Source organism: Humibacter sp. (genome assembly GCF_035547335.1).
Taxonomy (GTDB): Bacteria; Actinomycetota; Actinomycetes; order Actinomycetales; family Microbacteriaceae; genus Humibacter.
The window spans coordinates 1-10728 of the sequence record NZ_DASZVF010000077.1; the positions used below are offsets into that span (position 1 = coordinate 1).

10 protein-coding genes are annotated in these 10728 nt (G+C 68.7%); 6 read left to right on the plus strand and 4 right to left on the minus strand.

Going from position 1 to position 10728, the window contains the following annotated elements; genetic code table 11:
• The 3 genes from VHB92_RS15475 to VHB92_RS15485 all read right to left on the minus strand — a co-directional run.
• On the minus strand, window positions 1–1907 hold a 1907-nt coding region (locus tag VHB92_RS15475; protein WP_325454663.1), incomplete at its 3' end, for an APC family permease.
• Window positions 1908–2113: 206 nt separating this feature from the next.
• A complete protein-coding gene (locus VHB92_RS15480) occupies window positions 2114–2740 on the minus strand; it encodes a PadR family transcriptional regulator (protein ID WP_325454664.1) in 627 nt (208 codons plus the stop codon).
• The gene (locus tag VHB92_RS15485) at window positions 2737–3594 is read right to left on the minus strand and encodes a DUF4097 family beta strand repeat-containing protein (protein ID WP_325454665.1); all 858 of its coding nucleotides are present in this window, start codon (window positions 3592–3594) and stop codon (window positions 2737–2739) included. Before VHB92_RS15485 ends, VHB92_RS15480 begins: the two co-directional genes overlap by 4 nt.
• Before the next feature lie 244 nt (window positions 3595–3838).
• Here VHB92_RS15485 and VHB92_RS15490 point away from each other — a divergent pair, with 244 nt between their 5' ends.
• The 5 genes from VHB92_RS15490 (at window position 3839) to VHB92_RS15510 (ending at window position 8000) form a co-directional block, all read left to right on the plus strand.
• Window positions 3839–4189, plus strand: a complete 351-nt coding sequence (locus VHB92_RS15490; protein ID WP_325454666.1) for a VOC family protein — start codon at window positions 3839–3841, stop codon at window positions 4187–4189.
• A 181-nt stretch (window positions 4190–4370) separates the two neighbouring features.
• Window positions 4371–4571: a hypothetical protein gene (locus VHB92_RS15495; protein WP_325454667.1), complete on the plus strand. Its 201-nt coding sequence runs from the start codon at window positions 4371–4373 to the stop codon at window positions 4569–4571.
• Between the two features lie 120 nt (window positions 4572–4691).
• On the plus strand, window positions 4692–6146 hold the full coding sequence (locus VHB92_RS15500) for an MFS transporter (protein WP_325454668.1): 1455 nt from the start codon (window positions 4692–4694) through the stop codon (window positions 6144–6146).
• Window positions 6143–7099: a MerR family transcriptional regulator gene (locus VHB92_RS15505; RefSeq protein ID WP_325454669.1), complete on the plus strand. Its 957-nt coding sequence runs from the start codon at window positions 6143–6145 to the stop codon at window positions 7097–7099. The genes VHB92_RS15500 and VHB92_RS15505 overlap by 4 nt, the downstream gene beginning before the upstream one ends.
• Window positions 7100–7193: 94 nt before the next feature.
• A complete protein-coding gene (locus VHB92_RS15510; protein WP_325454670.1) occupies window positions 7194–8000 on the plus strand; it encodes a MerR family transcriptional regulator in 807 nt (268 codons plus the stop codon).
• A gap of 190 nt (window positions 8001–8190) precedes the next feature.
• On the opposite strand, the gene VHB92_RS15515 is transcribed toward VHB92_RS15510, so the two are convergent.
• Window positions 8191–8967, minus strand: a complete 777-nt coding sequence (locus VHB92_RS15515; RefSeq protein ID WP_325454671.1) for a hypothetical protein — start codon at window positions 8965–8967, stop codon at window positions 8191–8193.
• 61 nt (window positions 8968–9028) lie between these two features.
• On the opposite strand from VHB92_RS15515, the gene VHB92_RS15520 reads away from it, so the two are divergent.
• Window positions 9029–10456 (plus strand): PLP-dependent aminotransferase family protein, encoded by a 1428-nt coding sequence (locus VHB92_RS15520; protein WP_325454672.1) that lies wholly within the window; start codon window positions 9029–9031, stop codon window positions 10454–10456.
• The last annotated feature ends 272 nt before the right edge of the window (window positions 10457–10728 follow it).

Sequence of the window (10728 nt, forward strand, 5' to 3'; positions counted from 1 at the left end):
ACGAGCGCGATCGTCACACCGTGCAGCATCATGAGCTGCTTCGAGATGCGGCGGGCTCGATGGTTGTGCAGGAAGCTCTCCCACCAGTGCCCGACGATGTACTGCGGCAGATACACCGTGGTCACCTCTGAGCCGTGCTCCTCGCGGCGGTGCTTGATGTACTTGATGAGCGGGATGCCGAAGTCGCGATACGGCGACTCGATGATCGTGAGCGCCACATGGATGTTCATGTCGTGCCACTGCTGCTGCAGCAGCTCGGTCGCATCCTCGTCGACCGAGATGTGGACCGCCTCGATCGACTGGTGCCGCGCCGCGATCGCGTAGTCGAGGGCCTTGAGCACGGGCTTCTGCATCTTGCCGACGAGCACGATCGCGTGGTCGCCGCTCGCTCCGAACGTGGTCGTCGGGTCGACCTCGACCTCTTTGGCGACATCCCGGTAGTACCTGTTCACGCCCATCATGAGCAGGAACAGCACGGGCATCATGATGAACACCAGCCACGCGCCGTGCGTGAACTTGGTGATCGTGACCACCACGAGAACGCTGAACGTCAGCAGCGCGCCGAACGCGTTGATGCACAGCGAGCGGATGATGCTGACGCGTTCGCGTGCGCCAGCCCGGAGCAAGGTGATCCAGTGCTTGACCATGCCCGACTGGCCGAGAGTGAACGAGACGAAAACGCCGATGATGTAGAGCTGGATCAGGTTCGTCAGATTGGCCTGGTAGATGACGAGCAGGATGATCGCGGCCAGCGCCAGCGCGATCACACCGTTGGAGAACACCAGTCGGTCGCCGCGGGTGGAGAGCGCCTTGGGTGCGTAGGAGTCGCGGGCGAGCACGGAGCCCAGCAGCGGGAATCCGTTGAACGCGGTGTTCGCGGCCAGCAACAGCACGACGGCGGTCGCCGCCTGCACGATGAAGAACGGCACCGAGTTGTTGCCGAATGTGGCGGATGCCAGCTGCGCGATGAGCGAGCGCTGCGGCTCCATTCCGCACTGCTTCCACCCGATGAGGTCGCACGGATTCTCCGCGTAGTGCACCCCGCTGATCAGCGACACCACCATCAGCCCCGCGAACAGGAAGACGGCGATGCCGCCCATGAGCAGAAGCGTCGTGCGGGCGTTGCGGATCTTGGGCGTGCGGAACGCGGGAACCCCGTTGGCGACCGCCTCGACGCCGGTGAGCGCCGAGCATCCGCTGGAGAACGCTCTAAGAAGCAGCAGCACGATGGCCGCCTGCGCGAGCCCCTCCGATCGCACGGCGTACTGCGCCGATTCGGCCACCGGGGCCGCGCCGAGTGCCGCGCGCACGAGAGCCGTGATGATCATCACGGCGATGCTGCCGATGAACACGTAGGTCGGGATGGCGAACGCCTTGCTCGCCTCGCGCACGCCCCGCAGGTTCATGGCGGCGATGAGCGCGACGAACGCGACAGCGAGCTCGACGCGGAAGCCGCTCAGCATGGGCAGTGCCGAGATGATGTTGTCCACGCCGCTGGCGACCGACACGGCGACGGTCATCACGTAGTCGACGAGCAGGGCGGATGCGACGATGAGGCCGGCCTTCTCGCCCAGGTTCTTGTGCGCGACCTCGTAGTCGCCCCCGCCGGACGGGTACGCCTTGACCAGCTGCCGGTACGATGCGACGACCGTGAGCAGCAGCACCACGACGGCCAGCGCGATCCACGGCGAGTACGCGAGCAGCGCCACGCCGCCGACCAGGAGCACCATCATGAGCTCCTGCGGCGCGTAGGCGACGGAGGAGAGCGCATCGCTGGCGAAGATCGGCAGTGCGAGGTGCTTGGGGAGGAGCTGACCCTCGAGTCGTTCGCTGGGTAGAGGTTCCCCGATCAGCCACCGTTTTGCGGAGCGACCATCGAGCCCGGGGACCCTCCCCTCATTAGTCACGAGGGACGACACTACTACCTGCCTAATGCCTGTCAAGTCGGCGCGTCGGCAGGCAAGGTGAACGCACAGCGTAGTATCGGGCGACCCTAGGAATGCACCTAGAAATGCCCGTTCACGAGCGGTTTCCGTCGCTTCCGGCATGTCCAGCGGCCCTCGCGACGCGGGTTGTCCGGCCCGGCGCCGCGAGGGCGAGCAGGTGATGCCGCTCAGAGCGAGAGGCGGCTCAGCAGCTCCTCGCGAAGGCGGGCGAGACCGTCGCGAAGACCGGAGACGGCGCCATCCGGAATTCCGCCGCGCATGGATGCCTGGCGCAGATCCGCCCTCGCCTGCTGACGGAACTCGTTGAGGACGATCTCGGCTTCGCGCAGGGCGAGGCGGGACTCCGTGCGCGCGTCTCCTGCAGCATCCGAGGCCGTCGACCGTGCGCCTTGCCGTGCCTCCTGCTTGGCCTCGCGCGCGGCTGCCGCGAGGTCGGCCCGCAGGCTCTTCATAGCCTGGTTCACCCCGGCCCGCACCTCGTCGGCCATGCGCCGCAGCGAGTCCGTGACCGCGTTCTCGATGTCGCCGAGCTCGGATGCCCGCGCCTCCAGCTCGCGCCTGCCCGCGTCGGTGATGGCGTAGACGGTCTTGCGGCCCTGGCTGGTCTTGGTGACGAGACCCTCCTCCTCCAGCTTCGCGAGCCGCGGGTAGATCGTGCCGGCGCTCGGGCTGTACGTGCCGCCGAAGCGGTCGCTGAGCGCCTGGATCAGTTCGTATCCGTGCCTGGGAGACTCGGCGAGCAGGCTGAGCAGGTACAGGCGCAGGCTGCCGTGCGAGAAGACCGCCGGTGTCATGCTGCTCCGTTCGAGGCATCCGTCGAGCTTGCGCCGGCACCCGTGCCCGCCGGGCGGCGGACGACCGAGATGTTGCCGGAGACGGAGCTGGCCGACATGTCGAGCCAGCGCCCGTCGAGCGAGCCGGTCTGGTGCGTGTACGTCTTGCCCATCGAGCCGCGCACGATGGTGGTTCCGTCCAGGTGGGCGACGCCGCTGACCGTGTTGAGGCGATAGCGCACGCCGACGCTCTCGTCGAGTCGCAGCGTGAGGTCTCCGGACACCGTGTTGCTGTTGAGCTCGTACGGCACGTCGAACAGATCGAGGTAGATGTTGGCGCTCACGCCGTCGACGCTGAACTTGGGCACGCTTCCCGACACCGTGATGTCGCCCGAGACCGTGTGGGCGGTCACCTCTCCGCGGTGGTCGCGGGCCGTGAGCTCCCCGTTGACGGTGTTGAGGTCGATGTCGCCGACGATGCCGTCTGCCGTGATCTCACCGCTGACGGTGTTGAGCTTGGCGTCGGTGACCAGGCCGCTCACGAGCGCCGTCGCCGAGATCACGCCGAGCTTCAGCTCCACGTCTCGGGGCACGAGGATCGTGACATCCGCTCGCGCCTTGCCCCGCCAGGAGCGGAACGCGTCGATGAAGTTGTCCCACCGCCACTGCGGGTGGTCGACCTCGAGCACGTCGCCGTCGATCGAGATCTTCAGCTCCTTGCCCGAGACGTCGCTCACCTCGACGCGTGCCGTCGGCTCGTCGTGGCCGATCACGTCCACCTGGCCGCCGATGAGGCTCACCTTGAGCTTGCGCACCACCTCGAAGTCGATGGTCTTGGTCTCGCCTGGCATCACGAGCCAGCGTTCCTGTGCCATGGGCATTCCCTTCTTCTTCTGCTGTTCTCATCGCCCCGTCCTCGATCGGGCGACGGATGTCGTAAGACGCCGGGCGGGCGTCCGAAGCTCTCGAGATATATCGTGACTTCGAAGAACACGATATATCGCGTTACGCGGATGCGCAAGTGGCGCGACGGAAACCAGCGATCGGCGACCTCGAGGATGACCTTGACCGGTTCCTGCAGGGTGCCTAACGTCGGCAGCAACGGGGGAAGGAGTGATCATGGGACGGCCGGTGGCGATGTTCGAGATCACGGCGCGCGACAGCGAGAAGGCGACGCGGTTCTACTGCGGACTCTTCGACTGGACGGCGCAGCCGATCGGAGACGGTTACTCGATCGTCGACACGGGAGCAGGCGAGGATGCCATCCCGGGCGGCATCGGCGAGCCGCAGCGGGGCGACGTGCCGCGGACCACCGTGTATGTGCGTGTCGACGACCTCCAGGCGTGCCTGGACAGGGCCTCCGAACTGGGCGGCAGAACGATCGTGCCGCCGACACCGCTGCCCGGCGACGCGGGATCGTTCGCCGTCTTCGCGGACCCCGAGGGCACGCCGGTCGGACTCTGGGCGTAGCGGGCAAAGGTGACGCGATGAGCGACGCGGAGGGACTGCCCGAGCTTCCACAGATCGACGACGACGAGATGCGCGCGCGACTGGCGCGCATCCGCTCGTACTCGCTCGTGCTGCTGCGCTACGGTCCGAACTATGAACGCCCGGTGCTCGCGGCATCATCTGGGAGCACGGCAGGCGCAACATGCAGCTGCAGGATGCCGGCATCCTCTCCGTCGTGCTCCCCGTCCGGGGCGACAGCGACCTGGCGGGCATCGGCGTCTTCGGCGGATCGCACGAGCAGACCACCGCGATCATGAACGGCGACCCAGCCGTCGCGGCGGGCGTGCTCACAGCCGAGGTGTACGAGGCATCCGGATTCCCGGGCGACGCGCTTCCGTCCTGACCCAGCGTTCGCCCCCCGTTCGACGCGCGCCGTCGGAGCTCGTCGATCGCGCGCGGCTCTCGCCCTATCGGCTCGCTGACCGCTTGACTCTCCCCTCAGGGGAGGCTCGAGAACGGTGTCATGACAACCAACGACACCGTCATCGGTTCGACCGGATCCGCGCGGAGCCAGGCCACGCCGGCCTCGCCCGCCTCTCGCGCCGAGGCCCGTCCGCCGTGGCGCGCTCTCACGGCTCTCCTCATCGGCACGTTCATCACGGCTATCGACTTCTTCATCGTCAACGTCGCTCTGCCGTCCATGAAGGCCGACCTGCATACCACCCCCGGGGACCTGGAATGGCTCGTCGCCGCGTACTCGCTCGGCGTCGCATCCTGTCTCCTGATCGCCGGACGCCTGGGCGACCGCTTCGGCCGTCGTCGCGCTTTCCTGTTCGGAATCGGCGCCTTCACCGCGGCTTCCGTGCTGTGCGCTGCGGCGCCCGACCCCCAGGTGCTCGTCACCGGACGTCTCGTGCAGGGCATGTCGACAGCGTTCGTCATGACGAGCGTGCTGGCCATGATCGGATCGCTCTTTCAGGGCGCGGCTCGCGCGCGCGCCATCGGCCTGTACGCTGCCGTGCTCGGAGTCGGCGCCGCGGCCGGCCAGATCATCGGCGGTCTGCTCATCGGCGGCGATCCGTTCGGCCTCGCGTGGCGAGGGATCTTCGCGATCAACGTTCCCATCGGTGTGCTCGCGCTCGTGCTCGTCCCCTTCGTGATCCCTGCCACGCGCGGCGCGGTGCATCGGCTCGATCTCGTCGGCATGATCCTCATGACGGCCGCGGTGGTCGCACTCGTGCTTCCGCTCATCGAGGGAAGGGATGCCGAATGGGCGCCGTGGGTGTGGGTGTGCTTCGCGTGCGTTCCGTTCCTCGTGGCCGCCTTCGTCGTGCAGCAGCGCAGGCTCGAGAGCCGAGGAGGGGAGCCGCTGTTCCCGAGGGTGCTGCTGCGCACGCCTGCCTTCCGCTTCGGCATGCTGTGGCAGCTGGTCTTCTGGTGCGGGCAGGCATCCGTGTTCGTCGTGCTGACCATGTATCTGCAGGTGGCGCGCGGTCTCACGGCGCTGGAGTCGGGCACGATCTTCCTGGGCATCGCGGTGCCCTATCTGGCGGCCGTGGCGCTCGCGCCGCGTCTCGCCGTCCGCATCGGCCGCGGCGTGCTGGTCGTCGGCGCGCTGTGCAACCTCGCCGGGTTCGCGGTGCTCGCCGTCGTGGCGCTCACCGGAACGGAGGTCGCCTGGCTTCTCGTCGGGTTCGTGCTGTGCGGGGCGGCGCAGGGCCTGAGCATCCCGCCGTCCACCCGCATCGTGCTCGCCACGGCGACACCCGTCGAGGCCGGTGTGGTCTCGGGCGCGCTGTCCACCATGCAGCAGGTCGGGGGATCGATCGGCGTTGCGGTGGTCGGCACCGTGTTCTTCGGCGCGGCGGCGAGCTCGGGCGCGGCGGATGCGTTCGCTGCCAGCCTCATCCCTCTCGCGGCCATCGCAGTGGCGACGCTCGCGCTCACCGCGCTGCTCCCGAAGGCGGGGTCGCGGTGAGCCGAGCGGATGAATCGCGCACCAGGCCATCGGCGGGCCCCTCGTCTGCGCCTCGCGCGATCGGCGGCCTCACCGTGGCGTCGCTGTCGCAGGGGACTGCGAGGATCGAGGATGTGACGGGATCCCTGGTCTCCATCGGCGACTTCTCGCGCATGACGCACCTCACCGTGAAGGCGCTGCGCTACTACCACGACGTCGGCGTGCTCGAGCCGGCGAGCATCGACCCGTACACCGGCTACCGGCGGTACGCCACGGACCAGGTGCCCACCGCGCAGGTGGTGAAGAGGCTCCGGGCTCTCGATATGCCGATCGACGAGGTGCGCGAGGTGGTCACCTCCGCGGATGTCGCCGCGCGTAACCGCATCATCGCCGCGCACCTGCAGCGCATGGAGGAGCAGCTGGCGAAGACGAGCGATGCCGTCGCTTCGCTGCGAGGATTGCTGGGCGCCGAGCAACGCACCGAGATCGCCGTGTCGTTCCGCACCAGCACGGCGCAGCCGGCCCTCGCGATCGACGGAGAGGTGGACATGGCGGATGCCGGTCCCTGGCTGCTCTCGGCGCTGCGCGAGTTGACGAGCGAGATCGGTCGGCTGGGGGTCACGGTCGACGGCCCACCGGGAACCCTGTTCCATCCCGAGCTCTTCGAGGAGGGACGAGGGCGGGTCACCGCGTTCGTTCCGGTCCGGGATCGCGAAGGCGACGGCATCCCGCTGCGGAGCGGCGAGTGGATCGAGCTGCCCGCAGGGGACAGCGCCGTCATGCTGCACGTGGGCTCGCACAGCGACATGGACACCACGTACGGCGCTCTCGGTTCCTACGTCGCGCAGCGTGCGATAGGTGTCGCCGGGCCGATCCGCGAGGACTTCCTCGTCTCGCCCCTCGACACGGATCGCGTCGGCGACCTGCGCACCGAGGTGCGGTGGCCCGTCTTCAGGACTGCCGAAGGAAGCTGATCCGGACGGCGGTGAAGGCTGCCGGGGCGGCGACGAAGTCCGCTCACCGTCCGGGCTTGACCTTGACGTAGCGTCAATGTCTAGCGTCGTGGTCATGAGGGATGACACGGAAGCAGACGGCACGACGCTCGCCCATGCGGGCACGGCCGATGCGGTCGAGCTGTCGATCCAGCAGCTGGCACGGCTTGTCGGAACGACGAGTCGCACGCTGCGGCACTACGACGACATCGGCCTGCTGAAGCCGAGCCGCATCGGCGGCAACGGATACCGCTACTACGACGAGCGTGCGCTCGTGCGTCTGCAGCGCATCCTGCTGCTGCGCGAGCTCGGGCTCGGTCTGCCCGACATCGCGGCTGTGCTGCAACGCGAGACCGACGAGGCCTCCGCGCTGCGGCACCACCTGGGCTGGCTGAAGAGCGAGCAGGAGCGGCTGGCGCGCCAGGCGGCATCCGTGGAGTCCACCATCGACGCACTGGAGAAGGGAGAGGCGATCATGGCCGAGAAGGCATTCGATGGATTCGATCACACGCAGTACAAGCAGGAGGTCGAGGAGCGCTGGGGAAAGGAGGCGTACGCGTCCAGCGACGCGTGGTGGCGCTCCAAGACCGACGAGGAGAAGCGGGCGTTCCAGCAGCAGCACACGGACATCGCCGCGGACTACGCATCGGCTCGCGCCGACGGCGTCGACCCTGCAGATGACCGGGTGCAGCAGATCGTGCAGCGCCACGTGGACTGGTTGAACCTGTCCACTCCGGCAACCGGGCTCACGATCAACCGCGAAGTGCTGCTCGGGTACGGCGACATGTACGTCGGCGACGACCGCTTCGCCGCCAACTACGGCGGAACCGAGGGCGCCGAGTACGTGCGCGACGCCTTCCGCGTCTACGCCGAGCGGATGTGATCACCGCGCGTCGTCGCCGTACCACCGGTTGAGCCTGTCGAAACCCGAATCACCGTCGGTTGAGCTTGTTGAAACCGCGTCCGCACGGTCGCCGGGTTTCGACAGGCTCAACCCTCGGTTGAGGCTCAGCCCTCGGTACCCGCCGCGGTACGGCCGCCGGGTTTCGACAGGCTCAACCCTCGGTGCGGCGTCAGCTGCGAGGGCTCAGCGCCCAGCGCTCGTGGGCGGGTTCCCGTCGGCGACTGAGGGAGTCGGGCTCGATGAGCCGGGCGTCCTCGTCGGCGGCAGGCGCGGCATCCGGAAGCCGCAACGCGAACAGCGGGATGGCGACGTGCACCAGCGGGCCGATGCACAGCGCGTAGGCGAGCGTGCCCCAGCCGACGTTGCCGCCCAGGAGCCATCCCACGAGAAGCACGACGGCTTCGATCCCGGTGCGCACCAGCCAGATCGGGCGGCCCGTTCGAGCCGTCAGCCCGGTCATCAGCCCGTCGCGCGGCCCCGGCCCGTAATGTGCGCCGATGTAGAGGCCGGACGCTACGGCGATGAGCACGAGCCCCGCCGCGAACAGCAGGATGCGCGCCCACAGCTGGTCGGGCTGCGGGATCGCCCAGAGTCCGAACTGCGCCGAGGGTCCGACGAGCAGCACGTTGAGCACGGTTCCGATGCCGGGGCGCTGCCGGAGCGGAATCCAGAACAGCAGCACGACGGCGCCGACGAGGTTCGTCACGAGCCCGAACGGGATGCCGGTGCGCAAGGTGATGCCCTGCGCCAGCACGTCCCACGGCTCGATGCCGATCGTGGCCTGCATCATCGTCGCGATCGCGATGCCGTAGAGGAAGAGGCCCGCGAGCAGTTGGATGCGTCGTCGCGCCGGGCTCGCCGGCCGCGACGCGAGCCGCAGCGGTTCGCGCGCACCGGCGCCCGTGCCTGCCGGCGGGGTCATGCCCGAGACGAGGATTGGCTGCATGGAAGTATCCAATCGCAGGATTGGCCTCGTGATGTAGAGCCAATCGCGCTAAAGTGGCCTGATGGCATCGACGTCGATCGGCGCACGCGCGCTCCTGGAACTGCTCGGCGAGTGGCGCGACACCGGGCCGTCGTACGAGGCGCTGGCCGAACGCATCCGGCTGCTCGTGATCGACGGACGACTGCTCTCCGGCGCGCGATTGCCCGCCGAGCGCAACCTCGCCGTCCAGCTCGGCGTGAGTCGCACCACCGTGACGGCGGCGTATCAACGACTGCGCGAGCAGGGATTCGCGGTGAGCCGGCAGGGATCGGGAACGACGACCTCGCTCCCGGCGAGCGGAACATCTCCTGCTCCCGTCGGGTCCGGTCTGCTCGACTTCACGAAGGCGGCGCTGCCCGCGCCGTCGATGATGCAGGATGCCGTTCGCCTGGCATCCGAGCAGGTCGCGCCGCTGCTGCTGGACTCCGGCTACGACACGGTGGGTCTGCCGGTGCTGCGGGAGGCGATCGCTCGCCGCTACACGGAGCGCGGGCTCGCGACCGACCCCGACGAAGTGCTGGTGACGGTCGGAGCGCAGCAGGCCATCGCGCTGATCGCGCGTGCTCTCGTGAGTCGGGGCGATCGAGTTCTCATCGAGGTGCCGACGTATCCGCACGCGTACGACGCGATCGGAGCAGCGGGGGCGCGCATCGTGACCACCTCGGTCTCCGTCGAGTCGCGGCATGGCTGGGACATGGAGACGTACGAGTCGGTGCTGCGCCGCACCAGCCCGTCCATCGCCTACGTGATGCCCGACTTCCAGAACCCGACGGGCCGCTCGATGACGGCATCCGTGCGCCGCCGGCTGCTGGAAGCGGCAGCGGCCCAGGGCACGATCGTGATCGCCGACGAGACTCCCGCCGAGCTCGACATCGACCGTCGTCAGACGTTTCCGCCGCTGGCCGCCGCGCCGGGATCGCACGTCATCACGATCGGATCCGCGAGCAAGACCATGTGGGGCGGGCTCCGCGTGGGCTGGGTGCGGGCGGAGCGCGCCACCATCCGTCGCCTGCATGCCGTGCGGGCGACGATGGACCTCGGAACGCCCGTGCTCGACCAGCTCGTGGTCGCTGCGCTCTTCGAGGACTACGACACCGTGCTCGCGGAGCGTCGTGCGGCGCTCGCGGCCGGACGGGCGGCGATCGAGCGGATCGTGCCCGACGCGTTCCCGGACTGGTCCGTTCCGCACGTGAACGGAGGGCTCGCGGCCTGGGTCAACATCGGCGCACCCGTCAGCTCGCAGCTCGCCCTTGCCGCTCGCAGCGAGGGTCTGCTCATCGCAGCAGGCCCCCGGTTCGGCATCGACGGCGCGTTCGAGCGCTTCCTCCGCATGCCGCTGACGGCGTCCGAGTCCCAGGTCGAGCGTGCCGTCGCGGCACTGGCTCGCGCTTGGCCGGCCGCGGCGCGGCATCCGCTCTCCGAGCCGGGCATGCTGGCCGCCGTCGTCTGAGCCGAATCCGACGCTCGTCCACTGCATCGTCGGCCGTCTGGCTGCCCCGCGGCGACGGCGCCGGTGATCCCTTCAGGGTCGCAGGATGCCGCTCATCGGGCACGTGCCGGCACGCTGCCGGCACTCTGCCGGCACTGCGCCGACGCTGCCCGATAGTTGACGGGGGTCAACCGCCCAGAGTCGAGTGCGATAATCGCCCGATCGGCCCCTGTTGGCCGGTGCTGCACAGTCCGCGCGAGGGTGCGGGGCAACCGTCGATCTCACTTCCCACA

What these genes read in the sequence shown, in the direction of transcription:
- VHB92_RS15480 (WP_325454664.1), bottom strand. Translation starts at nt 2,740, where the DNA reads ATGACACCGGCGGTCTTCTCGCACGGCAGCCTGCGCCTGTACCTGCTC.
- VHB92_RS15485 (WP_325454665.1), bottom strand. Translation starts at nt 3,594, where the DNA reads ATGGCACAGGAACGCTGGCTCGTGATGCCAGGCGAGACCAAGACCATC.
- VHB92_RS15490 (WP_325454666.1), top strand. Translation starts at nt 3,839, where the DNA reads ATGGGACGGCCGGTGGCGATGTTCGAGATCACGGCGCGCGACAGCGAG.
- VHB92_RS15495 (WP_325454667.1), top strand. Translation starts at nt 4,371, where the DNA reads ATGCAGCTGCAGGATGCCGGCATCCTCTCCGTCGTGCTCCCCGTCCGG.
- VHB92_RS15500 (WP_325454668.1), top strand. Translation starts at nt 4,692, where the DNA reads ATGACAACCAACGACACCGTCATCGGTTCGACCGGATCCGCGCGGAGC.
- VHB92_RS15510 (WP_325454670.1), top strand. Translation starts at nt 7,194, where the DNA reads ATGAGGGATGACACGGAAGCAGACGGCACGACGCTCGCCCATGCGGGC.
- VHB92_RS15515 (WP_325454671.1), bottom strand. Translation starts at nt 8,967, where the DNA reads ATGCAGCCAATCCTCGTCTCGGGCATGACCCCGCCGGCAGGCACGGGC.
- VHB92_RS15520 (WP_325454672.1), top strand. Translation starts at nt 9,029, where the DNA reads ATGGCATCGACGTCGATCGGCGCACGCGCGCTCCTGGAACTGCTCGGC.